Source organism: Haloarcula regularis, from assembly GCF_029338315.1.
In the GTDB taxonomy this organism is placed as follows: Archaea; Halobacteriota; Halobacteria; order Halobacteriales; family Haloarculaceae; genus Haloarcula; species Haloarcula regularis.
The window spans coordinates 1-24,362 of record NZ_CP119795.1 but is presented as its reverse complement, the minus strand read 5'-3'; the positions used below and the strand labels follow the sequence as shown (position 1 = coordinate 24,362).

The 24,362-nt window shown below is 57.6% G+C and carries 23 protein-coding genes and 3 pseudogenes; 15 read left to right on the top strand and 11 right to left on the bottom strand.

Annotation, left to right across the window (positions count from 1 at the left end; all coding sequences use genetic code 11):
* Window positions 1–14 precede the first annotated feature (14 nt).
* The 3 genes from P1N55_RS19095 to P1N55_RS20180 all read left to right on the top strand — a co-directional run bounded on the left by P1N55_RS19095 (window position 15) and on the right by P1N55_RS20180 (window position 2,316).
* The gene (locus P1N55_RS19095) at window positions 15–1,235 is read left to right on the top strand and encodes a homing endonuclease associated repeat-containing protein (protein ID WP_276278831.1); all 1,221 of its coding nucleotides are present in this window, start codon (window positions 15–17) and stop codon (window positions 1,233–1,235) included.
* Window positions 1,236–1,296: 61 nt separating this feature from the next.
* A complete protein-coding gene (locus tag P1N55_RS19090) occupies window positions 1,297–1,869 on the top strand; it encodes a hypothetical protein (RefSeq protein ID WP_276278830.1) in 573 nt (190 codons plus the stop codon).
* Between the two features lie 294 nt (window positions 1,870–2,163).
* Window positions 2,164–2,316 carry a DUF7344 domain-containing protein gene (locus tag P1N55_RS20180; protein ID WP_455429092.1) on the top strand — a complete coding sequence of 51 codons (153 nt, stop codon included), beginning with the start codon at window positions 2,164–2,166 and terminating at the stop codon, window positions 2,314–2,316.
* Window positions 2,317–2,398: 82 nt separating this feature from the next.
* Here the strand turns inward: P1N55_RS20180 and P1N55_RS19085 are convergent, their stop codons facing one another.
* Window positions 2,399–2,701 (bottom strand): HalOD1 output domain-containing protein, encoded by a 303-nt coding sequence (locus tag P1N55_RS19085; protein WP_276278829.1) that lies wholly within the window; start codon window positions 2,699–2,701, stop codon window positions 2,399–2,401.
* A gap of 87 nt (window positions 2,702–2,788) precedes the next feature.
* Window positions 2,789–3,585 (bottom strand): annotated as a pseudogene (locus tag P1N55_RS19080) (TrmB family transcriptional regulator).
* A gap of 391 nt (window positions 3,586–3,976) precedes the next feature.
* On the opposite strand from P1N55_RS19080, the gene P1N55_RS19075 reads away from it, so the two are divergent.
* Window positions 3,977–4,777 (top strand): TrmB family transcriptional regulator, encoded by an 801-nt coding sequence (locus P1N55_RS19075; RefSeq protein WP_276278828.1) that lies wholly within the window; start codon window positions 3,977–3,979, stop codon window positions 4,775–4,777.
* Window positions 4,778–4,812: 35 nt separating this feature from the next.
* On the opposite strand, the gene P1N55_RS19070 is transcribed toward P1N55_RS19075, so the two are convergent.
* Window positions 4,813–5,115 carry a HalOD1 output domain-containing protein gene (locus P1N55_RS19070; protein ID WP_276278827.1) on the bottom strand — a complete coding sequence of 101 codons (303 nt, stop codon included), beginning with the start codon at window positions 5,113–5,115 and terminating at the stop codon, window positions 4,813–4,815.
* Window positions 5,116–5,178: 63 nt separating this feature from the next.
* Window positions 5,179–6,543: a restriction endonuclease gene (locus P1N55_RS19065; protein WP_276278826.1), complete on the bottom strand. Its 1,365-nt coding sequence runs from the start codon at window positions 6,541–6,543 to the stop codon at window positions 5,179–5,181.
* Window positions 6,544–6,660: 117 nt separating this feature from the next.
* On the opposite strand from P1N55_RS19065, the gene P1N55_RS19060 reads away from it, so the two are divergent.
* The gene (locus tag P1N55_RS19060) at window positions 6,661–7,347 is read left to right on the top strand and encodes a DUF6166 domain-containing protein (RefSeq protein WP_276278825.1); all 687 of its coding nucleotides are present in this window, start codon (window positions 6,661–6,663) and stop codon (window positions 7,345–7,347) included.
* Window positions 7,348–7,491: 144 nt separating this feature from the next.
* On the opposite strand, the gene P1N55_RS19055 is transcribed toward P1N55_RS19060, so the two are convergent.
* Together P1N55_RS19055 and P1N55_RS19050 are read right to left on the bottom strand one after the other, a co-directional pair.
* Complete coding sequence (locus tag P1N55_RS19055) at window positions 7,492–8,883, bottom strand: hypothetical protein (protein WP_276278824.1); 1,392 nt, start codon at window positions 8,881–8,883, stop codon at window positions 7,492–7,494.
* A gap of 104 nt (window positions 8,884–8,987) precedes the next feature.
* The gene (locus P1N55_RS19050; RefSeq protein ID WP_276278823.1) at window positions 8,988–9,578 is read right to left on the bottom strand and encodes a PDDEXK family nuclease; all 591 of its coding nucleotides are present in this window, start codon (window positions 9,576–9,578) and stop codon (window positions 8,988–8,990) included.
* Window positions 9,579–9,719: 141 nt separating this feature from the next.
* Here P1N55_RS19050 and P1N55_RS19045 point away from each other — a divergent pair.
* The 5 genes and pseudogenes from P1N55_RS19045 to P1N55_RS19025 all read left to right on the top strand — a co-directional run bounded on the left by P1N55_RS19045 (window position 9,720) and on the right by P1N55_RS19025 (window position 13,579).
* Window positions 9,720–10,879: pseudogene (locus P1N55_RS19045) on the top strand (hypothetical protein).
* Between the two features lie 66 nt (window positions 10,880–10,945).
* Window positions 10,946–11,167 (top strand): hypothetical protein, encoded by a 222-nt coding sequence (locus tag P1N55_RS19040; protein WP_276278822.1) that lies wholly within the window; start codon window positions 10,946–10,948, stop codon window positions 11,165–11,167.
* Between the two features lie 122 nt (window positions 11,168–11,289).
* Window positions 11,290–11,637, top strand: coding sequence for a hypothetical protein (locus tag P1N55_RS19035; protein WP_276278821.1), 348 nt, complete (start codon window positions 11,290–11,292; stop codon window positions 11,635–11,637).
* 88 nt (window positions 11,638–11,725) lie between these two features.
* Window positions 11,726–12,673 carry a M78 family metallopeptidase domain-containing protein gene (locus P1N55_RS19030; protein WP_276278820.1) on the top strand — a complete coding sequence of 316 codons (948 nt, stop codon included), beginning with the start codon at window positions 11,726–11,728 and terminating at the stop codon, window positions 12,671–12,673.
* A 90-nt stretch (window positions 12,674–12,763) separates the two neighbouring features.
* Window positions 12,764–13,579 (top strand): hypothetical protein, encoded by an 816-nt coding sequence (locus tag P1N55_RS19025; protein ID WP_276278859.1) that lies wholly within the window; start codon window positions 12,764–12,766, stop codon window positions 13,577–13,579.
* 8 nt (window positions 13,580–13,587) lie between these two features.
* Here P1N55_RS19025 and P1N55_RS19020 read toward each other — a convergent pair whose 3' ends face one another.
* A complete protein-coding gene (locus P1N55_RS19020) occupies window positions 13,588–14,391 on the bottom strand; it encodes a DUF6036 family nucleotidyltransferase (protein WP_276278819.1) in 804 nt (267 codons plus the stop codon).
* Window positions 14,388–15,313, bottom strand: a pseudogene (locus P1N55_RS19015) (MarR family transcriptional regulator). Before P1N55_RS19015 ends, P1N55_RS19020 begins: the two are co-directional and overlap by 4 nt.
* Before the next feature lie 138 nt (window positions 15,314–15,451).
* Here P1N55_RS19015 and P1N55_RS19010 point away from each other — a divergent pair.
* Window positions 15,452–15,775, top strand: a complete 324-nt coding sequence (locus P1N55_RS19010) for a hypothetical protein (protein ID WP_121598787.1) — start codon at window positions 15,452–15,454, stop codon at window positions 15,773–15,775.
* 560 nt (window positions 15,776–16,335) lie between these two features.
* Here the strand turns inward: P1N55_RS19010 and P1N55_RS19005 are convergent.
* A complete protein-coding gene (locus P1N55_RS19005; protein ID WP_276278818.1) occupies window positions 16,336–17,556 on the bottom strand; it encodes an orc1/cdc6 family replication initiation protein in 1,221 nt (406 codons plus the stop codon).
* 219 nt (window positions 17,557–17,775) lie between these two features.
* Window positions 17,776–19,941, bottom strand: a complete 2,166-nt coding sequence (locus P1N55_RS19000) for a type B DNA-directed DNA polymerase (protein ID WP_276278817.1) — start codon at window positions 19,939–19,941, stop codon at window positions 17,776–17,778.
* Window positions 19,942–20,448: 507 nt separating this feature from the next.
* Here P1N55_RS19000 and P1N55_RS18995 point away from each other — a divergent pair.
* The 4 genes from P1N55_RS18995 to P1N55_RS18980 are packed head-to-tail and all read left to right on the top strand — an operon-like array spanning window position 20,449 to window position 22,422.
* A complete protein-coding gene (locus tag P1N55_RS18995) occupies window positions 20,449–20,820 on the top strand; it encodes a helix-turn-helix domain-containing protein (protein WP_276278816.1) in 372 nt (123 codons plus the stop codon).
* Window positions 20,813–21,217, top strand: coding sequence for a hypothetical protein (locus P1N55_RS18990; protein WP_276278815.1), 405 nt, complete (start codon window positions 20,813–20,815; stop codon window positions 21,215–21,217). The genes P1N55_RS18995 and P1N55_RS18990 overlap by 8 nt, the downstream gene beginning before the upstream one ends.
* Window positions 21,204–21,668 carry a hypothetical protein gene (locus tag P1N55_RS18985; protein WP_276278814.1) on the top strand — a complete coding sequence of 155 codons (465 nt, stop codon included), beginning with the start codon at window positions 21,204–21,206 and terminating at the stop codon, window positions 21,666–21,668. Before P1N55_RS18990 ends, P1N55_RS18985 begins: the two co-directional genes overlap by 14 nt.
* Window positions 21,604–22,422 carry a hypothetical protein gene (locus P1N55_RS18980; protein WP_276278813.1) on the top strand — a complete coding sequence of 273 codons (819 nt, stop codon included), beginning with the start codon at window positions 21,604–21,606 and terminating at the stop codon, window positions 22,420–22,422. Before P1N55_RS18985 ends, P1N55_RS18980 begins: the two co-directional genes overlap by 65 nt.
* A 167-nt stretch (window positions 22,423–22,589) precedes the next feature.
* Here P1N55_RS18980 and P1N55_RS18975 read toward each other — a convergent pair whose 3' ends face one another.
* Window positions 22,590–24,332 (bottom strand): ATP-binding protein, encoded by a 1,743-nt coding sequence (locus P1N55_RS18975; RefSeq protein ID WP_276278812.1) that lies wholly within the window; start codon window positions 24,330–24,332, stop codon window positions 22,590–22,592.
* Between the last annotated feature and the right edge of the window lie 30 nt (window positions 24,333–24,362).

Sequence of the window (24,362 nt, the reverse complement as noted above, 5' to 3'; positions counted from 1 at the left end):
CCACCGGTGAGAACATGAGTCCGAATCGTATTCCTGCTGAGAAACTCATTAAGGAACTACAATCCATAGCGGATCAACTCGGTCGGCCGCCCTCACTCCGTGAAATAGACGAATTGAGCTCCTACTCGCGGACGACGTATCAAGACCGGTTCGAGAGCTGGAACAACGCTGTAGAGGAAGCAGGGCTGGAACCGGAGCACAGTAGCACAGCGAATATTGAAGACCGAGAGCTACTGGAGGAACTTAATCGACTAGCCGAAAATCTGGATAGGACACCGCGCCAGCGGGATATGGAGCAGCAGGGGAAGTACAGCGTAACGACGTATCAGAATCGATTCGGTAGCTGGAACGAAGCTTTACGGAAAGCGGATCATCAGCCTACAATACAGTGGAAACTGGACCGTCACGATCTCCTATCCGAGTTACGGCGTCTCGGGAGCCGACTTGGTTCGTCGCCGACCGCTGCTGAAATGGATGAAGAAGGGACGTTCAGTAGCTGGGTGTACCTATCGGAGTTCGGTAGCTGGAACGATGCGCTGGAAGCCGCGGGATATGACTCAAACCAGCCGGATGCGCTGTCTCGAACTGAGCTTCAGACGGAACTCAAACGGCTCATGGATGAGCTGGATCGAACCCCTCGCAAGCGGGATATGATCGGGTATGGGGAATACAGCCCCGAACCCTACAGGCGGAGGTTTGGGTCGTGGAATGCTGCGCTTCAATCGGTTGGAGCCTCCCTAAACCAACCGGATCCCTTCACCGAGGAGGAGGCCTGTAAGGAGCTACGGACCCTCTACAAGCGGTTGGGGCGTCCACCAACGACAACAGACGTTCGGAAACATGGATCCTGTTCGCCTGTTCCAATCCTGCGAATCTTCTCATCGTGGGAAGCGGCACTCCGAGCGACTGATCAACAAGTACTGGAGGAGTACCTCCTGCGAAAGACCCTCCGTCCCACGCAACGGTTCGGCGAGAATTGGCACATCAAGCGCGAAGAAATCATCCGCCGGGACGACGAACAGTGCGTTTGGTGTGGGATGGCTCGCGAACGGCATCAGGACGAACACGGAATGGATCTCCACGTCCATCATCGAATCCCGCGGTCAGAGTTCGCCGAAGCGTCCGGTCAAGAACTCGAAGACGCCGACGTACAGCAGAATTTACTGACGGTCTGTGCGGGCTGTCACAGACAACTCGAACAGCTCCCGATTCAACCACTTCCACCGTCTGAGTGAACGGAAGAAGTTGTTTTTGCGCCGGCGAGGGGCGCCGGCGCACACGCGCCGGAGAGTATCGATGTCGACACGGAGTCAACTCCGATTCGTTCAACGAGTCGACCAGGACGGCGACCCAACTGATGACGTCCGCGTCGCACAGGTGTACCGGCATTCAGATGGGTATCCAGCAAGCGTCCTCCGAGATCTCACACAGCTGAAAGAGCTGCTCGATGCGACCCGTGCCGAGCGCGGACCGGGCTACACGGCGGCGACCTTCGTGTTCCTCGATAAGCTCTCGACGGTCGACCTCTATCTGGATGGCGACCCAGAGCGAACGATCGACGCGGCTCAGCCAGCGGATCTCCTCGAGCCGTCCAATATGGAGCATCTCGACCAGCCGCTGTTCCTGCTGGGCCACGGCGTCGAGAATCCGGCCGATGGCATCCACGGCGACGAGGAATACCTCTACGTCGTGGAACTCCCGACGGAGAACCCGTTCGACGAGCCGACCGAGTGGACAGTCAAAGTGAGCGGTCACTCCGCGTTCCCCCGGTGGGATGGGCCGACCGACGAGGCCTTCGAGCGGGCTAGCTGGCAGTTCCACGGCCCGCTGGAGAACGCCCGTAAGGATCTGCTAGCAGAGACGGTATAGAAGAGCGTAGCGCTAGAATCGTAGCTATGTTACTCGGTTAATTAAAAATACGGTGAGTGTGATAATGTCACCGCTTCATGAGGCCAGCCCAGTATTATATGGTATTATGGGTGCCACTCATCTCGATACATATCTTGAGCTCATCTCGGATAGACAGCGCCGAAGAATCATTCACCAATTACGAGACGAGACCACTGGAAAGGCAACAGTAGAGGATCTCGTTGAGCAGCTACACGACGGTGGATCGGCTCCTATGACCGAAGAGCGTACTGACCGAGATCAACTCTCGATCCAGTGATCCACAATCATTTGCCCAAGTTAGACGAGCACGGGATCATCCAGTACGATCAAGAAAGCAATATCGTTCGATACCAGTCCGACGAACAGATCGAGACCGTATTAGATGCCCTTCCCACGGAAGTGGTCCAGACATCTCCTGATTCATAATTCTCCAGCGTACCCTGTCAGTCGGCCGTTGAGTATCGGCTGAGACGGTGATTCATCTAGTCCCTGCACCGACGACGCAGTATCACCCATCTTCTTCGATAGGGCGAACGGCGACAGTGCCGTTACTCCGAACTCTCACCTCATACTCTACGAACGTGAATGAGACGGTGGTGGCGTTATCAGCAGAGCGTGTCCCATTTGATCGAATGAGTGTGTCTAAGGCGTCCGGGTCGACGGATCCGTACAGGGGCTCGATTGTAGACGGATCCATGTTCGATGCGATGGATACCGTCTCGATAACGGCAGTACTTGGTGCTACTGAGTCCCAGTCAAATTCGGTCTGAATCGTATTATCTGTATCAGGAGATGGATTCGACTTAGTCATATTTGATACCACCAACAGATGGTTCGGTCTGAGAGGACACGTGATTCATGTGAACATTTCATTCGGTGAGTATTCGTTGGTTTTCCATTAGTACGGGTTCTCTGAGTCTAGTCGCCATGTGAAAATCGCCTTCAGCACGACAACGAGACTATTCGTGTCACCCTCGCCCCAGATGGCGGTTTCCGATCGTGGGTCAGATGGAGATGCGTCTGTGCCGTTGACGAGTGCACTCACGAGCGTTTTTCGTCCGTCAATCATCATGAGTCGTCCTGCCGACGTATCCGACCAGACCCATAGCGATTCGAACATCGTCGCACCGGGGATGTCGTCCTGGATACGCTCTTGAACATCTGCTGAAACGCCGCCAGCTTGATGGAGACACCGCGCTCTGCGGCCTTACTCAACTCATCGATCAGGTCGTCGGTGAGGAGGTCCTCGACAGTCATGTAGACGATTTCTTCCTCTGCGCTCGCGAAGAACTCCCTGACTCGCTCGGTGACTGCTGACTGGCCATCGACCGTCCAGACGCCTCGTTGTTCGGCTCGTCGTTCGACGGGTTCGAGTTCACTCAGCGCCGTCCGCAGGACCTCCGTGCGGTGCTGGAGTTCGTGTTCGAACGATCGGCTCGCGGTTTCGGCCGAGATCGCCCAGAACTGCTTGGGCGACGATTGCTGAACGTCGACGAGGCCCCGTTCGTGTAGTTCGTCGATCGCATCATAGACCCGAGTACGTGGCACCTCTGACACCTGACTCACGTCCCTGGCCGTCCCCGTCCCCAGACTCGCAAGTGCCACGAACGTCCGCGCACCGTACGCACTCAACCCGAATCGTTCGAGCTGCTCGATGGCGGCGGACTGAGGGTCTTCAGTTGGATCATCGTTCATCGGTCTGGCTGACTTCCGGAAGTATGAGCCCAGCCACTCCGCGAGGGCGCGGCCGGGCTTGCACGCAGCAGTACGGTGGTTGGGACACAGAACTGGCCTGCGTGCAAGTGTGAATGTGCCCCATCCCATTATATCTTTTGTGATTAAACGAGTTATTTTCTTAACTCGCTATTCCGCCGGGTTAGAGTACCGTAAAGAGCTTACAATCTTGTAGTCACTCAAAGAATTACAAATAGATTTGCCAGTCACCACTCAATTGCAGGTTACGTAGCTGAGCCCAAAGATTACTGTTCGGGTCGATACTCCCCGTCATATCGGGAGTGACAATACCTATCCGTCCCGGGAGGCAATCTGCAGGAAAGTCCCGGGAGTCCCCGGGAGGTTGGGACACATGGATACACCAGAAAACGTGGAAGAAGCGATCGAGGTACTCCAGCAACTCGGCTTGAAAGAATACGAGGCCAGATGCTTCGTTGGATTATCACGTCTCAATACGGGGACTGCAAAGAAACTGAGTGAACTCACTGAGGTCCCTCGGACGCGGGTATACGATGCGATCCGAGTCCTTGAGGCCCAAGGGCTAGTTGAAATCCAACATTCGAGCCCACAGCAATTTCGCGCGGTCCCACTCGAGGAGGCGACCGAAACGCTCCGCGATCAGTACGAGGAGCGCGTCGAACGGCTGCACGACGCCCTCGATACAGTCGACGTCGTCGACGAGGGTGATGAATCCCCCGTCCAGCAGATTTGGGCGATGGCCGGACAGGACGCTATCGAAAACAGGACGGATCAGCTCATCGAGAAAGCCACAAACGAAATCGTACTCGTGATCGGCGACGAATCACTCTTGACTGAGGATCTCGTCGAGACCCTCAACGAAGTCGATGACGGAATCGATTTGATTATTGGAACATTGACCGAACCACTCCAAGACCAAGTGCAAGCGGCTGTGCCGGACGCAACAACGTTCGTCTCCGGACTGGAATGGTTACACGGCGAATACACGGAAGAAGATGACACGGCAATCGGGCGACTCCTCTTGATCGACCGCTCAACGATCTTAGTGAGTTCAATCATGCCCGACACGAAGGAAGAGCAAGCTATCTTCGGGGAGGGGTTCGGTAATGGCCTCGTCGTGATCGCCCGGCGGCTCATGGCCCAAGGACTGATTCCCGCTCGTGACCCTCAATAGTAGTTACACGTAACGAACCACAGCAGTAGTCCACTTCATCGCCGGTCAATACAGCTGGACTCTCGATCGCTGGTAGCCCGTGGGTGGTTTTTGAGGGGCTGAATGGTGAGAAACTCGCCGTTGTCGAGGGTGATACGGCAGCGGCTATATATGAACGAGAGTCGGCCACCAGCTCGCGGTTCACCGTTAGCGTGTGAGTCAAAGAGTGCATCAAGCGCGTCCGGATCGAGAACACGCGTTAGCGGTGGAAGCGAACTGGGTTTCCGTCCATCGACAGCACTTACGGCACGGACAACAGCTGTACTCACCGATTCGTCACTCCCAACTTCGTATTCCATATGGCCGTTTAGAACCAGACCACGAAATCGATAGTGGTTTTTATTCAAATAATCAAAACAATACTACATCGCACCAACGGCGGCGAGTAGTCCGACGACGACCAGCAGCGTCGCGACAACGCTTCCCCCGGCCAGCCACTTGTTCTCCATCGCCTTCTCGTGAAGCGGCATCGCGGCGTACTCCTCGCGGAACGCTTCGAGATTCTCCTCGTCGTAGAAGTACTTCGTCTTCAGCGCGAACCGTTCCGTCACCGCACACCCCGTACAGACCGGCTCGCCTTCCAGCCGCTCCGTTTTGATGTGGCTGGTGCAGGCGATGGCCCCGCAGTTCGGACAGTAGGTGTACGTCTCGTCGCCGCCGCTCGTGTCACAGTGGACGCACCGATGGATGCCATCCTCGGCGGTTACTCGTGACGGGCCTGCTGCGTAGTACTCGTAGGGGTAGGTGTACTCCTGGAGCTCGGTCGTCTGTCGAACCTCGGGGAGGTACACTGGTTCGATCGACTGGACAGAGATGTCCGAGCGGTTCGGCTCACAGGTCTTGTTGTACGTGACGTTGTTGTCGCCGGTGTAGGTGACCGTCGTCGTGTGATGCTGCTGGAGGCGCTCGACGGCCCACTCCTTGTACTCCGTTTGCGTCTGCCCGAACCGCCGCTCCTCGACGTCGTCGAACACCTCTCCGAACTGCTCGGCATCGAGGTCGACCGTCGCGTGGAGATTCTCGGTGACCAGCGTCCCGACGTCCTCATCGACGACCTGCGGCTGCCCGCGTTCGGCGTGGGCGACGAATCGGGTCCGGTCGTTGATCCGGTGGATGACGCCCACCGACGTCTCGAAGACGGCGTTCGTGTCCGCGGTGACAGCGACCACCGGGCGGAACGTCACCGATGAGTGTGGGTCTGGCAGGTCGGCAGCCTCGATGTTCTCGATGTCGCGGAACGCCTCCATGACGGGCGCGTCGACGTCGGCGGCCGGATCGTACGGGCGGAGCGTCTCGTCGCAGAGAATCTCGATGCGACCGTTGTAGAGGTCGAGGCCGATCTCGTCGGCGATCTCCCGGAGGTCCTCGCCGTCGAGCAGCTCGATCGGATGCGGGTCGTCGTTCTGCTGGAGGCGGTCGGCATACTCCTGAGCCGGGTTCGTAAACCGGCCCGTCGTGACGACTATTCCGCGTTTCGGGCCGTCGAAGTCGAACGTCGCGATGGCGGAGTGGAGCTTCTGGACGACCGGCCGTCCGACCGTCCCCGTATGCTTGCACTCGACGATGATCGCGCGCCGCGTGCCGTCGACGACCTCCTCCATGATGACGTCACGACCCTCGTCAGCCGTGCGGTCGGCCTGGCGGACGTTCTCGTAGCCGAGGTTGCGGAACACGTCCTCCATCACGTCCTCGAACTCGAACCCCGAGAGATCGTCCAGTACAGCCATCCTCAATTATATGGACAGTACGTTGGAACTGCCAAATACGTTACCGAACGCTGCGCCGTCCTGTTTGTTGAACCCCTGAGAGGGGTGCGGGGGTCACCGAATCGCCCGCGAGCAACGATGAACGGGAATGTACTTGTAGCAAGTTCGGAATCGGTTCCAGTAGCATCGCCCGGTCAGTCCCACCGAGACACAGTCGAATACGTCGGCTTCCGTGTCGACGGCCAAGCCGTCGTTCTGAACCTCTCGGAGCATCGGCGACTTTCTCTCGAGCGCAGTCTGGACCTCGTCAACCACAGTCCGAGCGGGTTCGAGTGGGGATACAGTGGTAGCGGGCCCGCCCAGCTCGCGTGCGCGCTCCTCCTCGACTACTACGACGATGAACAGTTCGCCCGTGAGCACTACATCGCGTTCCGGAATCAGGTGGTCTTACAGCTGGAGTGCGACGGTACAGCGACGTGCTGGCACCTCACTGGTGAGGAGATCGACGCCGCGATGGCGACCCTTACCGACGACGTCGTCGCCCTCGCCGACGGTGGACGGCCGTCACCGACGCTCCCCGAGAACTGGCGAGCCGTCTCTCGCCCGGACCGGCGGGTCTTCCAGCGCGCTGATCGCGACCACTACATCGTACTCGGGGATGGGAGGGAGGAGTGGCTGGTCGTACTCTGCAGCCAAGGCGACCGTGCATATCCTGCCCCGCTCGCACATCGGGCGGTTGCCGAGGAGGCTGACGTGGAACGGGTAATCCAGGAACTCGCCGAAGAGAGCAACGACCTCATCGAACCCCCGGAGGGGGAGCACTGATGGAGACACTTCGGCTAGCGCGAGCCACCCACCAGCTCTTCGAACGTGGTGTCGAGGCGCTCGAGAAAATCGAGCGCTAACTGGAGCGATACAACGACCGGCAAGAGCCTAAGCACCAAGCGACCGACGAATAAGTAACGGCGGCTATTCCCTGAGGAAGTCGGTATCCGAGTTACGCATCTCAATCGAGACTGGATTCGACGTTTCCTCAATATCTGTCCCGATGTCCCAGGTGTCCTCACCTAACGGGCCAATACGTGGAGTCGAGTCAAACTCCCCAGGCAGCCCTCGATACGTACCACCAGCCAGCAGGTGATCCAACGTAGCCACCAAATCGTACCACTGTGGTTCGGTAAACTGCGCCGTCACGCCGGCTTTCTCACCCGAACCTAAGTCCACCTCGAAGATTTCGTCGCCTTCGCCCTCGTCGACAAGACTCCGGATCTCTAATTCTAAGAGATCCTCTTCTCCGAAACGGCCCTGTAGCCGAAGATGTTTACTGTCACCCCGAATCGGGAATGTTTCCAAATCGATTACTTTGCCCTGTCCACGTATCGTCGCCCCATTGAGGTCCGAAATGTTCAGGAGAACCGAGAGCAGCTGCTGGATGGACTTGCCAGTGAACCAGAGATAGCCCCCAACCCACGAGCCACCGCCAAAGTTCAACTTCAGCCCTGGTTCGTCAGTGTCCTCGAACCACTCCAATGCCAAACGAGTGTAGCCGCCCATCATCTCATCTTGGTCGACATCAGAGTCGAGGAGGTACGGGCCAGCTTTCACTCCACGGAGGAGGTAGTACCGCACTCGCTCCTTTGTGAACTCATCTTCTGTTCGTTCGGCGCCCGTCCAGTCGTCGACGTCAATCCAGCTCCCTGCGGGCGCGTCCAAGTCGGCTGCCTCAATAATGGGTTTCGCGTAGGCGACTGGATCGGGATGCTTGACCCGTTCGGCTTCTTCGTCGGTGAGGTATAGGTTTGAGACTGGTTCAAGCCACGGGAGGTCGAGATCGCCATACCCGACCTTCCGATCATGATGATTCTCGAGATAGCCATCGTATTTCGGCGTCAGGTGCGTCGCTTCGCGAACGATGTTGACGCCACCGGTGTCGTCTACGGTGATGAGTCCAACTGTGTCAAATCCGTGCTTCTCAAGAAATGTGACTGCACGCTCGCTTAGCGTTGTTGGAACAGCAAGATAGAGTTTTGAAAGAGTTTCAGTTGCTAAGAACTGTTCTAATTGCTCGGTTTTTCGCGAACCCGAAAAAGAGCTCTCACCCTTTGCCTCGATACCAATGACCGCATTCGATTCGGGGGTTTCGACCGCTGCAGTCGGATCAATATCCCCTTCGAAGGCCAGAATGTCGATTGGGCGAGTGGGAGTGTCCGAATCCAAGTCGTTCGGGATATGGGCTTCCGGGATGCCACCAAAATGAGTCCAGGTATGATGTCGCACCGATGGTTCTTCTGTCGGAGAGATCTGGCCAGTGGTATCATCGCCAGCATAGACTGGCTCGGCATCCCGGACGATCGAGGGCATCGGACCGTCACCGGAAGTAAGCAGGCTAGAAAAGTCGGACTTGGATCCGTTCTTTTCGATCGGGACGTGAATCACACCCAACTCCTCTGGAAGTTGTGTCCGTCTTACTCTTGAACAGCCTCGTCGAGAGATATCGGCTCGTTATCCTCCGGGGAACGATCTAACAGTTGCCGAATTAGGTCCTCGACAGTACGATGCTCCAGCGAGTAGGCAAGAAAGTCTGCAGAGATCGCGTCCCGAATGTGAGTGATAACCTCCGATGGTGTGTACCAGTCCTCATCAACGCCCGCAGCTAACCGATAGCTTATTGCACGGATACTCATCTGGTCGACAGGATCCGATTCTGGATTGGTTCCAAGTTTGTCGGCGTCGGGAGCAGCAAAGTACAGCTTATCGAGGGCTCCGCTGTCGATATACCGATGGGTTTGGGCATATACGTCTCTATCGAGCCCGAATTCAGATGCTCGCTTCAGCTCGACCCCGATAATCTCTCCCGACGGTGATTCCGCGAGCAGGTCGATGCGACCAGTCCCGATATTGACCTCACCATCGACTGTGTATCCCTTAGACTCCTCCAGCCAGTGCCAAACTCGTTGCTTGGCTAATGCCTCAAGGAATGACGCCACAATAGTTGACTGGAGTTTGTCATAGCGAGTAAGCGTTCCGGTTCTATTGAATCCAGTTGCGGTATCCACCTCAGCAGGGGGGACAGTGCATCTGAACAACCAGACAACCACCTCTTCTCGTTTGTGTTGTTTTTGCGCCCGGGAGAGGGCGCAGGGCGCGAGACGAGGCAGGCGCTCGTCGACGAGGATTCCTGCAGTGAGGTGACTGCAATGAAAGATCCAGAGTCCAGAACCATCTTGGCTGGCGTCGATGGACGTACCGACACCGAACTACCCGAGTGGTACCGAGAGCATCATGCAGATGCAGACCCCGTGACCTTCGCCGAGGCGGTTCGTGATCTTCCGCAGGCCGTCGAGACGACCGTGGCGTACCAGAATCCGTACACCGACGAGTGGGTCGAGACGGAGCGGTTCAACGCGCTCGTCGAGCCGAGTCGGGCTCGGGAGCAGGCCCGAGATGAGGACGCGGAGACAGACCCGTTGTTCCACGTTCCCACTGACAGCTACTCGATCATCAACCCGGTCGACGTCTACGGGCCGCTAGAAGAGGTCCTCCGCGAGGAGACCATCGACGGAACGCCGTTGGGCGAGGTAATGTTCGGCGAGATTCGGCGCTACCGGGGCGGCGGCGAGGTCCACATGGACATCATGTTCGATGGCCTCGAGGTGCGCCTCCCCGGTCGGTCGGACCCGATTACGATGGGCGTCACGTCGGGCTACGACTTCTTCGGCGAGCACGCCGTCTACGTGGAGGGGTTCGCCCAGGATGGCTACTGCTCGAACACGATGCGCTCGCTCACCGACAAGGAGGTTATCAAGCACGTCGGCGACGTACGGAACTTCCGCACCTGGTGGGAGGAACTCCTCGCACAGGTCGAACTCGTCGCCGACGACCTCTTCGAGTTCATCCGAGACGCTCAGGATATCGACCTCGACTTCTCGGAGCTCCCGTTCACCGTCACGGAGTTCTACACCCTGCTGGGCTTCCCGGACTACCTGGCCGAGCGTGCCGCCGGCGATGCAGAAGCCAATGCGGCGTCCCCCTTCGAGATCGATATGTGGACGCTGCATTCCGGCGCGACGTACGCTCTCACCCACTTCTTCCAGGGGAAAGAGGGGCATCCCTCGATCAATACGTTCGGATCGCCAACGACATTCTGTTCAACCCGGAAGGTACAATCGAGCGCGTCGAGCAGGCGTACGAGCAGCAGCTAGAGGCGGACGGTGACGACGGGTCACAGGCCTCGCTGGCCGGCGAACGAGCACTGGCGAGCATAGAGCGCATCAGTGACGACCTGCAGGAGAAAGTTGAGCAATTCGAAGAACGCGAGGACGCCCTGCGTGAGCGGTTCCAAGAGGCGATGGCCTGACGCCGCGTCGGTGATGTAGTCGCCTGTTCTGTCTTTCTCGCCCTAGAGGGGTGGAGGGCTACCGAGATGGAACAGTCCACGATTAGCGACGGGAGTGACGACGAATTCCCACCTGAGAAGCGTCTTGAAGCACCGAATTACCGATTGGTCAAGGCCGGTATCGCGACGATTCCCGATATGCAGACGCTTCGGGAGTGTGTTGCCTACGAGAACGCCCACCAGAATCGAACGCAGATTCTGCGCCGGCTCAAGTGGAAAGCTGAAGAACTGCGTGAGGAAGAAGATTGAGCTCTGTTCTTAACCAACATTTCCGCGAGAGCTTCAGTATTGTTGGTTAATAAGCTTGCTCTGTTTTTCGTGCCCCCGAAGAGGGCGAGGGCTTCTTCGAGAGCCCTCAGAGGTGACTTCCAGTGAGTCAACAACAGAGTCCCGACAACGTCTCGATCGACGAGATCCCGGTCGATATCGACAACACGCAATCAGCGGAGGTCGATTCCGCCGACGTCCCCCACGAAATCGAATCCATCACCCGTGGGCTCGCCGGTGAGCAGCCGCCGACGAATCCGCTGGTCGTGCTGAAAGCGGCCCGGTGGTGGTACATTCACGGCAAGGGCGGCACGGATCCTGCCTTCCAGTGGGCCATCGAGTGGACGCGTCATCTTGCGACCGACACGCCCAGTGACGTCGAGCGGTTCGACAAGTTCCTTGAGTACCTTGTCGAGGTCGGCTTCGCGGACGAACGCCACGAGCTCCGCTGACCGACAGAGCGGTTTTTTTGAACGCCCCTGAGGGGTGCGGCGCGATCTGAACAAACGCAGTTGCCGTGAACTCGATTCGGTGAACACGATGTCCACGACCAGAGACTCGTCGGTCTCCTTCGAGGAGACCGACACGCGATCAGACGAGATGAACAGTACCATCGAACAGTGGATCGACGACCTCGTCGCCGGCGTCGACGACGCGCAGGCCAGCGACGAGTTCCAGGAGTGGCTCGACGTCCAGAGTCGCTTCCACGACTACTCCTACCGGAACACGCTCCTCATCAAGCGGCAGTATCCCGAAGCGAGCCGAGTGGCGGGCTACCGGACGTGGCAGGAGGAGTTCGACCGCCACGTTCAGGAGGGTGAGTCGGCCATCTGGATCTGGGCGCCGATCATCACCACTCAGTGCCCGGAGTGTGAGAATTCGCCGAGCTATCACGAGGATAGCGACTGTGACTACGATGAGACGTCGCCCGAGGAGTGGTCCGAGGGCCTGGTCGGGTTCAAGCCCGCGCCGGTGTTCGATGTCTCCCAGACCGAGGGCGAGCCGCTTCCCGACCTGGACACAGAAGCGACCGGCGACGCTGGCGATCTCGTCGAACAGTTGACTGACGCCGCTGATGACCTCGGCGTGACGGTGCGGATCGTTCCAGCCGAGGAGTGGACCCACGGCGAGGCGAAGGGCATCTGCGAGCAGCTGAGCCTCGTCGACGTTCAGCCGCTCGTCGAGGTGCGTGATCGGGAGAACGAGGCCGACCTCGCGCGGACGCTGATTCACGAGTACGCACACGCCCTGCTCCACTTCGATGTCGACGACGACACCGAGCGGGCGAAACGCGAAGTCGAGGCCGAAGCCGTTGCGTACGTCGTCGGGCGCTACTGCGGGCTCGACACGAGCGGGTCAGCGTTCTACCTCGCTGCGTGGGAGTCGGACGATCCCGAGATCGTTCGCGAGCGCCTCGGCCGGATTAGTCGAACGGCAGAAGAACTCATCGACGTTCTCGAGAGCGAATCCTCGTCCTCACTCAGTTAACCAACAGAGTGATGGATTCCTTCCGCTCTGTTGGTTAAGTTTTTCTGCGCCCGCCGAGGGGCGGAGGCGCATTCAGATCTCCGTCGAATGATGACTGAACCATATCTCACGACGGTCTTTGAGGAAGCCGAGAACGTTGCCGAGCAGCACGACCAGGTCGCTCGAACGACAGACAACCAAGCTCACGAGTACCTCCGATACACCGTCCTCCGGGTGCTTGAAGGCGAGGCGGACAACCTCCCAGCAGACTGGACGCCGATCAACGGCGTGACCGTCGGCTACGGGAGCGACGAGGCGATGTACGACAGCTGGAGCTCCAGCGAAGACTGGTGGGAGACCGTCCCGCCGCAGGAGGCGTGTACCCGCTTCCGGGTGTTCTTCCCGGACGACCACCAGACGGTTCCCCGCGACATCGTCGACGTGATGGGCGCGCTCGGTGCCTGGCGCGTCTGGACTGGGTGCGCAGCCGCGTGCGGCTCCTACGACCATCGCGAGCGCCGCGAGGTCCACTACCTGTGGCCGGAAGGCCATCCGGTGGAGGAAGTGCTCCACGAGCGGCTCAGTGGCCCTGCGGAAGCCGTCGCTCCCGACGGTGGCCGAACGGGCGACGTTCGCGACCGACTGGTCGTCGACGAGAACGCACAGTCGAAGGACGAACTCGAGCCCCGCACGAAGCGTGCCGTCGCCGAATCGATGGACGTCTCACTCCTCTCGAAAGGTGGCCGGTACGAGGTGCAGTCCGCGTCCGGCAACAGGTACGAAGTCGACGTCGTCGACGAATCGTGTACCTGTCCCGACTGGCAGCAGCGCTCACCCGAAGGCGGCTGCAAGCATCTGCGTCGCGTCGATCACGAGATCAAACGGGGCCGCGTTCCCCGTCCAGACGGCCGCCTCCCCGTAGGGTAACGATTGAGCTACTCCACGGGACGGACTGTGTCGCCATCTCGGTGGACCCTGTCGAACATTGAGAGATACGCGATCCGGTCCCGAACCTCTTCGTCATCCAGCTCCAGTTCCGCAGCCAGTTCGTCGACGGCCATCGGCTCGTCGAGTGCCTGGAGGACTTCGAGCCCCCGGTAGTACCTATTCGTCAGCTCCTGGACGCGGGCCTCGATCGTCGTGGTCACTCCATACCGCTCCTCGAGTTCGACCAGGGCCTCGTTCGCGAACGTGGCAAACTGATCGTCCCCCAGGCGTTCGATCTGGGCTTCGAGCTCAGCCCGGACGACGTCGTAATCGAGACCGGCCTGCACGAGCATATTCATGTCCTCGATGTCGTCGTCGCGGCCTGCGATCGCCTTGAACAGGAAGATATCCTCGTTGCTGACCAGCCGGACCGTCAGTCGATCCGTGTCGAGGAACGGCTCGCTGCGCTCTTGCATCCCGTCGGTGAGCACAAGCTTGTTCGCGACCTGCTGGTTGAAGATGTCGAGGCGACACCCGCCGTCGTTCTCGACGCAGCTCGTCGCGCCAAGCGCCCGATAATCTGGATCCAGCGACTGGACCTCCGCATACCCGAGGTCCATCAGGACCGCCCACAGCTGACCGTACGCGTCGCCATCCGGGACGACCAGGTCGATGTCTTTCGTTGCCCCCTTGAGGTCGCGCAGCGACATCGCGCCACCACCAATCAGGTAGACCGTGAGCGGTTCAGATAGGCCATCCGCGATTCGCTTGAATTCGTTCTCGATGTACTCACGGCCGAATGTTGGTCTCATTGTGGTAGTGGCACCTCGTAGTCAGCCGCCACTCTTGGAACTCGTTCCACTCCGGAAGGCGGTCGTCGTCGACCTCGCCGTGCGTCTCGAGGTAGCGGAGCAAGGCGTCGATTTCGTCTTCGAGGTCATACTTCGCCGCCTGCTCTCGGAGGTCCGCCTCGTCGACGTCGACGTGGCTGAGCAGGAGGAGACAGTACGAACGGTGGCGGCTACCGTCGTCGATCAGCATCGTGTGACAGCAGAGCTCCGCCGGCGAGACTGCGTCGAGGTCTTCGGAGTAGACGTAGTAGCGGTGGCCGGTGAGCAGGAACTGGAGGTCGAAGGCCGTGAATCGAGCGAGGCCGGTTTCGTGGAATCCCTCTGCCTCGATCTCCGTCTCAGCCTGGGCGAGGAATTCGTCGTAGTCCTCCCAGAGAATCGTGCCCTTCGGGGCGGCGGATTCGAGGCGTTGACGATGTAGATGGTGTGCGAGTTCACGAGCGAACTCGTGGAGGCGGTCGAAGTCGGCGTTGAACTCGTAGCGGCCGTCGGCCGTCCCGACGAGACCACGGTCGCGAAACCGCTTGAGGATGCGGTTGACCGTGTTGCGGTAGTTGTCGCTCCGGTCGGCGATCTCGGAGACCGTTCGCGGCTGGTCGAGGTAGTACAGCACCTCGAGTGCCTTGCCGGTCAGCAGCTCGGGGAACTCGATGTGGGAGTGCTGGCGGACGAGGTCCCGATAGAGTTCGACGGCGCGAGCATCCGACGGGACGACTCGTTTTCGCCGGCCATCGCGTTCCGTGTAGACGAGCCCTTTCTCAACGAGGCCGCCGACGGCACGAGAGAGGTAGCTCTCGCTGTGGTCGAGCTTCGTCGCGAGTTCGGAGATCGTGTCGCCGCGGTCGACCGTGGCGAGGGCCTCGAGTTCGATGCGCCGGAGCACGGTGTAACATAGTACGAAACTTGTATATAAAGAAGTTTCGAGTAGTGTTACAGCCAGCAATCGCGAGAACCGCCTCCATCGTATTAACCAACAAAACTATGGATTCGTGGGCTGTGTTGGTTAACACGAGAGTAGCCGATGTCCTACGAACCCCCGACCCCACCGGCGAACCTCCCGACGGAGATCGTCAACACGCTCAATGAAGCCACACCGGAGCATCTTCGGGACGTTGCCAGCTACGCCGAGGCGTTGGCCGAACACAAAGAGCGGGAAGCTCGTCTCGAGGAGGAAGCGGACGACGCCGACGTCGAGGAGCGCCCCGATGACCTCCCAGACGACGTGCCGGCGAAGGCGACGATCACGATCAAGGAGATCAACGACAACCGCTACTACTACTGGCAGTGGCGGGAAGGCGATTCGGTGACGTCGAAGTACAAAGGGCCGGTGAATCCCGACGAGTAGACGAGATTCAGCTGTAACCAGATGTTCGTTTCAACGTGATTCTTAGCGTAGCAGATGACACCCCCCAGAGTGTGAATGGGATCGGTTTACCCCACACCCCTCGGTGTGAATGGCCTACCAACGGGTACTCTCTGCCGGGAATTTACGTTGGAAGAGACAAAGCAACACGTGGATAGATTACGCCTCGTTTACCCACACCCCTCAGTGTGAATGGTCCACCACCCAGGGTACCGCGATTAAGAAGTCCTTAACAGCAGAAGTCCTCTCGCCGTAGGGAGGGTTCTCGCTTCAGTGACGAAGCTTCGGCTTCGGCACAAGGCCTCGCCTTCTAGAATACGTCTACTCGGAGGGCTATTTAGACTGTAGTATAATAAAGATAACTACAACTGCGGTGCGGTGCAGTAGCGGACCGGGTCAGCTACCGTGGCAGAACGTGTAAGCCGCTCTCCATGCCGTAATGGGACTCAGACAGACGACACAGCTTCTACGGATTGAGTCCAGCTCCGTCTTTACTACAGGCGTGACCTATGGGGGACCATTCACACCGAGGGGTGGGGGTGTCACCATCCCATCAACGTCTGGAGTTCCGGCGTGGAGTTGATCAGTCCAGTTCGTGTACTCTCTACGTCTCCTTGGAGCGAATAGGACCTGAACTTACCTTGATCTCCGCCCTCCTTCTTTTTCGATTCGAGAACTCCTGTCGTCACGTGCTTGTTCAGGAGCTCAAGCGCACGGTTGTACCCCTTGGGCTCTACTTCGACGTCCCGTGCTACTGTTTGGTAAACCTCGTGAATCTCTGACGTCCGGAACCATTCTTTCTCCGGGTTATTCCGGTCAAGACGTGTGAGAGCAAACAGGAGTAATTTCCCGGACAACGGAGTCCCTTTCACCATCTCCATGAAGAGCTCAACTTCGACGAGTTCGTCAGCTTCGAGAACGTGATTCGCGGTCACGATATCATCGCCTTCTTCGTCGGCGATCTCGCCCGCATTCCGGAACAATCGGACTGCCCGTCGAGCGTCACCGTGTTCTTCAGCTGCGAGTTCAGCTGTGGTTGGAATCACCTCGTCATCCAGGACACCGTCGTAAAATGCGTCCCGTCGATTTTCGAGGATTGCAATGAGCTGGTCTTCTTCGTACGGTGTGAACGTTCGGTGTTCTGGCTGGAGAGTCGATTGAACCCGTGACTCGATTTCCCCTTTGAATTCGATGTCGTTCGAAATCCCGATTGTAAGGACTGGAAAGTCAACGTCGTCTTTTGATTGTGTCCGTGATAGCGTGTAGAGGACCTCGTTGACTTCTCCGTGCTTGTCGATTTCATCGATGATGACGACGAGGCCGCCAGAAAACTCCCGCTGAACAACGGGCCACAATTTCTGATCCCGATAATGCTCGGCTGAGAGGCCCTGATAGGGGACATCAAGCGGGTTCTCCGCTTTTGCGTTCACCTGCTCTGCGATCTTTCGAAAGGTGGAGGTATACGTAGAGATGGGGTCTGGGTTAATGTAGGCAGTAACGATGGGGGCGTCCGTTCCTGCAGTGGCTGCTTCGAGCCGTTCGCAGACGTGTCTTGCAACTAGTGTCTTCCCCGTCCCGGTTTCTCCCCACTCCAGGACGTTATCCGGGACGCTGTTTGTCCGCATCTTCCGGAGATTCTTGGCCAAGAACGTGATATGGTCGTCTCGTCCGACGATTCGATTGGCGTCAGGGACGTTATCGATCTCGAGCAACCACGGTTTCTCAAAAATATCCGATTCGGCTTCGCTATCCCTCGTCGACATTTAATATCTCGTCGACGGTTGTTTGCGTGGAATCGTTGTTTGGCATGAGCGGACCAATTCGCCCCATTCACATATAGGTTGCCCACCCTCGGTGTGATTGATTTACCTCCATTCACACTCCGGGGGGTGTTCCAGAGAGCAGGACCCCCGGAGTGTGAATGGGATCGACCTCGTCGCCCACTTGTGATTTTGCTCACCTCAGAAGACATTTGAGACTACTCATCCGTTCCGGGCCGCTGTAAACTCCGTCAGCTCCACCTCCCGTGTCTCCGCGAGTCTCCGTCGAATATCTGTACGATCCCACCCCAGCGGCAACAGCACGCTCTCAATCGCTCGAACCAGCTGCGTCTCGTAGTACGAGGCGTCGTAGGTCTCGATCGCTTTGTGGGCGAGGGCGACCCGGTCTCGCGAGGATTTCTCGTCGTCGACGACCACGTACTCGATATCCTGGCCCGGGTGGACTGCCAGTTCCTGATCGTGGGCTCGCTTCAAGGCGGCCACGTTCTGGGTATTCTGTGAGTACCCTTCCAGGGGCTTGGAGACACGATTCCGCTCGACGAGCCGCTCCACTGCTACGTTGCCCGCCTGCAGTTCGTCGATTGCTCGTTCGAGACGCCCGAGCACCGCGTCCGGTGACTGCGTGGCATCGAGCCGGTCGAGACAGTCCCGCTGGATGTCCTCGATGAACGGCGGGGTCGAGCGCTGCCGGGCTTCGATGCCTCTAATCTTGAAGTCGTCGTCGCCGGCGACCTTGCCGAAGTACTTCGTCAACGCGCCGGCGTCGCTCTCGCGCTGCGGCACGAACGCCACCCAGTCGTAATGGGCTTCGTGTTCCAGCCGAATCTCGACGCGTTCCGTGATCTCCGTCGCGAGCGTCTCGAGGTCCTCGCGGTCCTCGTCGTCGACATCGGGGTCCGGGGTCACCCAGATGGAGTCGACGATGCCGTGGACGACCCGCCACCCCCCGGTTTCCAGCCGCTGTTTCGCCGTCAGCAGAATCTCGCGAGCGAACGCGTTGATTGCTTCGTGGCACTCGATGCGGCCGAACTTCGCGTTGCTGAACCCTTGATACCCGAAGCAAGCGACGAGAATCCACTTCAGCGCGCCCGACCGCCCTTTGAGTTCCGCTAGTCGGTCCTCGTCGGGGTCATCCCGCTCCTTCTCGCGACGGATGGCCGCCTTGATCTCGTCGCGTGCGTCGATGATCGGCTGCAGCACGTCGACGAGGTAGCCCCGGTCGTCGCAGATCGAGTACCCGAGGCCGGGGACGTCGTCGCGGTCGCTGTGGCAGTCACACCGGATGACGTCCGGTGAGACGTTTCGGGTGCAGATGATGTTCGGGTAGAGACTCGAAAAGTCGAGTTCGTGGACGTTCTCGTGAAGGCCGACATCGGGCGCAAAGATGAATCCGCCGCGGTCGGCGTTGTGGAGCGTCCCCATCGGCTTGTAGAACTCGTGGCGCCAGGAGTTCCACGGAACGAGGACGCCGCGGTCGTGGGCCTCACAGATCTGGATCGCCGTGAGGACGTTCCCGATCGACGCCCACGCGAGCTCCTGGACGGGCTTTTTCGAGCGCGACACGAGGTCGAAGACGCCGTCGAGGTTCGTCTCTCCGTAGAAGAACGTGTTCGACTCGTCGATGATCGCCCGGCCGGGCACGTTGTACCGCGCCGGCGAGTGACCGACGCGGCCGTAACTCGAGTACGTCGACCGGCTCGCAAGCTGCTGGTAGTCGACGTCCGGCCACCGGCTCAGCGAGAAGTCGTCGATGCCGGCATCCGTCGCCATCTCGTACAGCGTCGGGACGATTTCGCTCGTCGAGCAGACCAGGACGTCCGGATCGTGTGCGTCGAGCGCCCCCTGGACGGCGGTCAGGATATCCGTCGGCGAGCCAGTGATAGTGTCGCCGGCGACGGACAGTTCCTCGTAGACGTCGTTGCTCGTTTCGGTCACCGGAACGCTGAGCCGGAGCGTCGACAGCTCGTTCGCCGGCGTCGGATCGGCGCCGGTCTCCAGACAGTATCGGAACTCTCGCGAGAAGTCGACGTTGAAGCAGGCGAGATCCCCGACTGGATAGGCCGACAGCTGACGCGCCTGCCGGGCGAGTGGAGTGACGCGGTCGATGTGGGCGACGTCGACTGCGAGAACGGCCTCCTCGTCTCGTCGAAAGCCCGGCCGTCGCGTAACCATCTCGGTCGCGACGACGTCCGGGTGCTGGTCGTACACCGACTGGAGTGTCGTGAGATCGAGGTCGGCATCAGGGTCGCGAGGGGCGACGTAGAAGCGTGGGGTGTAGTCATCGCGTTCGGTCGCGACGGCGCCGTCGGCAGTTGCCTCCCACTCCAGGACGCGGCCGTCGTCCAGAAAGTCGATGTTGAATGGCACTATGTCATTAGGATAGTCGACTCACCGATAAGCCGTGGCGTGTCGTTTCCGCATTTTGGTGAACGGACTTCAGGAACCCTTCTCAAGTACACATACTGCTGTTTTGAGTATTTTCCCTTTTTCTGGAATGATTTCCGGAATTCGTCTACCAGTGTTAACCACCGTACTCGAACAAGCCTTCATCTGTTGATGAAATCATTGAACGCTTAATAATACAAGCGACAGGATGACAACACGATATGCTTCCTGACCAATATTCGCTTTCACCTACGGATCCTCCAAGCCATCCCCGAAATGGGTGACTTCATTTATACCATATCGCCCTTCAAACGGCTTTGGCAACTTGGTAATCTCTAAAGCGTGGCCAATAACCGGAACCATTTATATAACGTGGGTGCTTCCGAGATGATGGAGGCGTGGCCAAAGAGACAAGATTGCCAAAGAACTAAATATATGGGGGTGTGAATCGAAAACGTCGATGTCCGAGAACCAGAAAACGCTCGAAACTTGCTCGTTGACGAGGAACAGATGCATGAAGAGATCCTCCATGATCTACTGGAGGAGTACATCCGAATTGGCAAACAGAGTGGAGACCTTATCCCTCAAGACCGATTTCGGGATCAGACGGCAAAGAATAAGACGCTGATAGTACTGCTCGCACAGAAGGCTCGTTCGGAACTGGATATGGTCGAGTCCGAGTGGATGACTCCCGGGGAAATTAGCACACAAAGTGGGGTTAACCAGAACACGGTGTACCCCACTGTAAGGGAGTTAGATAATGAGGGCCTGATCGAGGGTGACGACGGTACCTATCGAATCCCCTCGCATAGTATCGAGCAAGTCCGTGACTATATCAACGAGGATGATACCGATGAGTGACAGCGCTGAGAGCCTCGAAGAACAGGTTGAGGAACTGGAGCAGCGAGTCACGGAGCTCGAAAATCGACTCGATGGGACAGACCAGCCAACCGCTGGAGCGAACATCAGGGAGTTCGTTGAGGAGAACGATCCTTCGAGTCACACTGAGCGTTCCCTCTATATCGCGTACTACCTTGAAACCCAACGTGGGGTTGACGAGTTCACGGTTGGTGATATCGAGGATGCCTATCGTGAGTGTCGAGTCCAACCTGCAGGTAATATGAGCGACGTACTGGGCCGTATGGAGGATCGTGATTGGATTCTTCGGACAGGTAGTGACGGACGTGCACAGCTGTGGAAACTGACTGCGACCGCCCTAAAAACCGTCGAGGAGGGTTCAAACAATGGATCTGAGTGAGCGAATCAACGAGGAGATCGTCGTCGACGATGCGACGATCTTAGAATCGGAGTTTGACCGCGTCAAGAAACTATTCGACCTGCATAGTGACGGGACTATCAATCTTGACAGCAGGGCCCGGTCGCTCGATGCCGAACTCCAGATTCTGGTGTACTTCATCGGGCAACGGTTCGCGTATGAAGGCAACCTCGTGGATGAACCAGAACTGGAGTCGTCGTTCTTCTACAGCCGTCTCGACAAGAGTGACCGCACGGTTCGGAATTACCTTCAGAAACTTCGCGAATCGGGGTATCTATCGAAGGAGGGGCAAAGTAAACACGAAGTCCTCGTTGAGAACCTTCCGGAGGCTCTTGATGAAATTGAGGATGCGATGGGGGTGGGGACTAATGACTACGAAACGGCTGTTCAGGCGCCCGAAGCACACGGAAGATGTCCTCGGAGAAATCACTAGTGGGGCATCTACTACTGACGAAGTCGCTGAAGGGCTCGGCAATTCGCGTAAGACAGCTATGAACAAAATTCACGATGGCGTCATTCTCGGTCTCGTGAACCGAGAAGATGGCCACCTGTCAGTGACTGAAGACTCGAGGCGGGTCGTCCAACTGCAGGATCTCACCCCTCTACGCGAGGCTTTTGAGGAGCTTCCGGGTGTCTCAAAGCTCCTCAATCAGATTCAGGACGACTCAATGACGTTCGAAGAAGCTGGTCGGCTAATTAGCTTCGAGACTAAATCTGGTGCTGCGGCTGAAGATACTTTTCGATCATATGGCTCTGTCTATGCCCATTGGATTAGCTATCTTGATCTCGGTACTAGATCTGACGGCGTTCTCGCTTCGAGCCCCGAACAGGTATCGGTCGAAACAGAGCCCTTAGAAAATCCGCGGGGAGCAAACTGTCCCCGCGTTGCCCCGGAGAAGGTTTTTGAGTTACTCCCCCGCATCTCAAGGGCAGACTCTCGTGAGGATTTGGAGGCGAGTACGGAGATGTCTACAAAAACGGTCGAGAAGACCCTATCGACCTGTTATGCGCTTGGGATTGCTGACTATACTCGTACTGGTCCGGTTGTAACTGACCGAGGAAGAGAGTTGCAACAATCCAGCATTGGCAACCGGAAATCGATACTCGCTGATGAGTTGTTACAGATCCCGTTAGTTCAAGCATTCTGTGAAGAGCTCCAGACGGGGGGTTCAGTGCGGAAACTGTGATGAGTCGGGTTTCAGAAACCCATCTTAAAGGATGGAGTGAGGTCACCGTTCAAACTCGTGCCAATCGACTCGTCCCTTGGCTCACGTACACTGAGATTGCAGAAGACGAGACCCAGGGAGAATTAGTTCTGTCAGCAGAGCTTGATAATCAAGCCGCTACGCCGTAGTCAGATACTGCTTATGAGTTCTTCTGAGGCCTCTCGACGAGCAGCAGCGGCACGAATTTCATCGAGATCGTCAATATTCAGGTCGACTTCTGTGACCCGACCATTCTTTGATTTCGTTACGACATCCCGACTATGGAGAGCATTGACTGCAGAGGCCACATGGCCTGTGGAACTAATATTGAGCTCATCGGCGATTTGTTCGTAGGTAACTGACTCATTATGCGCCATTATGGCTGTGATGACCCCCTCAACGTACCGAGGTGACGTTGCATCATCCTTTGCAGACGTGATTTTGTCTTGGATGGCTTCGTCACTCAGGAATTCTTGATAGGTATGAACACTCTTCTCGGCCGTTTCGCTGGGCTGCTCGGTTGTAGGGTTTGATTGCGCCGACAGCTCTTTTTGAAGCGTTTGAACGCGCTCTTGGAGCTGTTCTATCTCTTTCTCTTGAGGGTCCAGACCGAGTGCTTCACCCAATCGAAGATACGCTTCTGACACTTCTTCGATATTCTCGTTGAGGGCCTCGATGCTTTCGACGTGATCGGCGGCCTCCTCAAGTTCCTGAATTCGGTTGTGCAGCTCTCGGTTCTCCTGGCGGAGCTTCTGATTCTCCTCCTGTAGCGAACGTATCTGCTCGTTTTTTTCTTCCCGAATCTCTTCAACGGTTTCCTCAATCGTCTCCGAAGATTTTCTTTGGCCATCAGCCTCAACGAGAGCTTCAGTAAACCGCTCTGCGAGGTCACTAACATCACGAGACCTCTCTAATTCTTCTTGAAGTTCATTGATGTGCTCCTCACGCGATTCCAGCTCAGATCGGAGGCGTTCTATTTCACTCTGCTCGGCCTGTTTCCTTTCGGATATCGTTTCCAGCTCCGAGAGGATATCGTTGCTGACAGATTTCAAATCCGGCCGCTCGATCTCCTCCAGCCCCGGTGTCGCCCCTGCGTCAAAGGTATACTTTCGACGGAACTGAACTTGCCTGATTTGGTCATTCCAGTCCGTATGGAGGATCGCTTCACCATCATCGAGGTCTTTGACTGTCTCCGCATATTCCGACCCCAAGACTCTGCGTACAACCTTCGTGTCATTCTCCCAGGTCAGACGATGCCAAACGTGCCAGTCGCACTGGGTGATGAAGTCTTTTTTGACATCTGCGGGACGTTGCGAGATGCCACAGAGCCCGAGACCGTGTTTTCGCCCTCGTTTTGCGATTTTGATGAGCATCTGCCCAGCATCGTCGAGCCCCGACTCTGGGATATACTCATGAATCTCTTCAATAAGGAATAAAAACGGTTTCTTCAGCTTTTTTTCTTTCGCGAAGAGATGTCGCCCGACTTCTTTGATTAGTTCTTTCTGGTCTTCTTCGTGGAGATACCCGGACACATCGAGAATGACGGGGATGTTCTCCTCGAGGGTGAGTTCCGCGATCTTCTCTGCATGCTCAGCCCCGACCTGCAAGTCACACTCTTCGTCCGCTCCTAAATGTAGAAGTTCATACTCCTCTTTGAGCCCGAAGTACTCCCCGTCGACATCGACGATCAGTACTGGATAGCCGTCTTCGAGCAGTTCCTCTACGACGACACTTGCCGTGTTACTCTTCCCGCTGCCTGATTTGCCTAAAATCACCCCTCTTCCAGTAAGAACTTCGACGACGGGAAGAGTGTCTCCCGCTTCGTTAATCTGGATTTCATCTTGGGAGCTCGCCTCCGAAGCTTCACTCCCGGAAGCGGCCTGATTAGACATAGGCCATTCTTAGGAGAACCCACGGGCTGT

What these genes read in the sequence shown, in the direction of transcription:
- P1N55_RS19095 (WP_276278831.1), top strand. Translation starts at nt 15, where the DNA reads ATGAGTCCGAATCGTATTCCTGCTGAGAAACTCATTAAGGAACTACAA.
- P1N55_RS19090 (WP_276278830.1), top strand. Translation starts at nt 1,297, where the DNA reads ATGTCGACACGGAGTCAACTCCGATTCGTTCAACGAGTCGACCAGGAC.
- P1N55_RS19085 (WP_276278829.1), bottom strand. Translation starts at nt 2,701, where the DNA reads ATGACTAAGTCGAATCCATCTCCTGATACAGATAATACGATTCAGACC.
- P1N55_RS19075 (WP_276278828.1), top strand. Translation starts at nt 3,977, where the DNA reads ATGGATACACCAGAAAACGTGGAAGAAGCGATCGAGGTACTCCAGCAA.
- P1N55_RS19070 (WP_276278827.1), bottom strand. Translation starts at nt 5,115, where the DNA reads ATGGAATACGAAGTTGGGAGTGACGAATCGGTGAGTACAGCTGTTGTC.
- P1N55_RS19065 (WP_276278826.1), bottom strand. Translation starts at nt 6,543, where the DNA reads ATGGCTGTACTGGACGATCTCTCGGGGTTCGAGTTCGAGGACGTGATG.
- P1N55_RS19060 (WP_276278825.1), top strand. Translation starts at nt 6,661, where the DNA reads ATGAACGGGAATGTACTTGTAGCAAGTTCGGAATCGGTTCCAGTAGCA.
- P1N55_RS19055 (WP_276278824.1), bottom strand. Translation starts at nt 8,883, where the DNA reads ATGCCCTCGATCGTCCGGGATGCCGAGCCAGTCTATGCTGGCGATGAT.
- P1N55_RS19040 (WP_276278822.1), top strand. Translation starts at nt 10,946, where the DNA reads ATGGAACAGTCCACGATTAGCGACGGGAGTGACGACGAATTCCCACCT.
- P1N55_RS19030 (WP_276278820.1), top strand. Translation starts at nt 11,726, where the DNA reads ATGTCCACGACCAGAGACTCGTCGGTCTCCTTCGAGGAGACCGACACG.
- P1N55_RS19025 (WP_276278859.1), top strand. Translation starts at nt 12,764, where the DNA reads ATGACTGAACCATATCTCACGACGGTCTTTGAGGAAGCCGAGAACGTT.
- P1N55_RS19020 (WP_276278819.1), bottom strand. Translation starts at nt 14,391, where the DNA reads ATGAGACCAACATTCGGCCGTGAGTACATCGAGAACGAATTCAAGCGA.
- P1N55_RS19010 (WP_121598787.1), top strand. Translation starts at nt 15,452, where the DNA reads ATGTCCTACGAACCCCCGACCCCACCGGCGAACCTCCCGACGGAGATC.
- P1N55_RS19005 (WP_276278818.1), bottom strand. Translation starts at nt 17,556, where the DNA reads ATGTCGACGAGGGATAGCGAAGCCGAATCGGATATTTTTGAGAAACCG.
- P1N55_RS18990 (WP_276278815.1), top strand. Translation starts at nt 20,813, where the DNA reads ATGAGTGACAGCGCTGAGAGCCTCGAAGAACAGGTTGAGGAACTGGAG.
- P1N55_RS18985 (WP_276278814.1), top strand. Translation starts at nt 21,204, where the DNA reads ATGGATCTGAGTGAGCGAATCAACGAGGAGATCGTCGTCGACGATGCG.
- P1N55_RS18980 (WP_276278813.1), top strand. Translation starts at nt 21,604, where the DNA reads ATGACTACGAAACGGCTGTTCAGGCGCCCGAAGCACACGGAAGATGTC.
- P1N55_RS18975 (WP_276278812.1), bottom strand. Translation starts at nt 24,332, where the DNA reads ATGTCTAATCAGGCCGCTTCCGGGAGTGAAGCTTCGGAGGCGAGCTCC.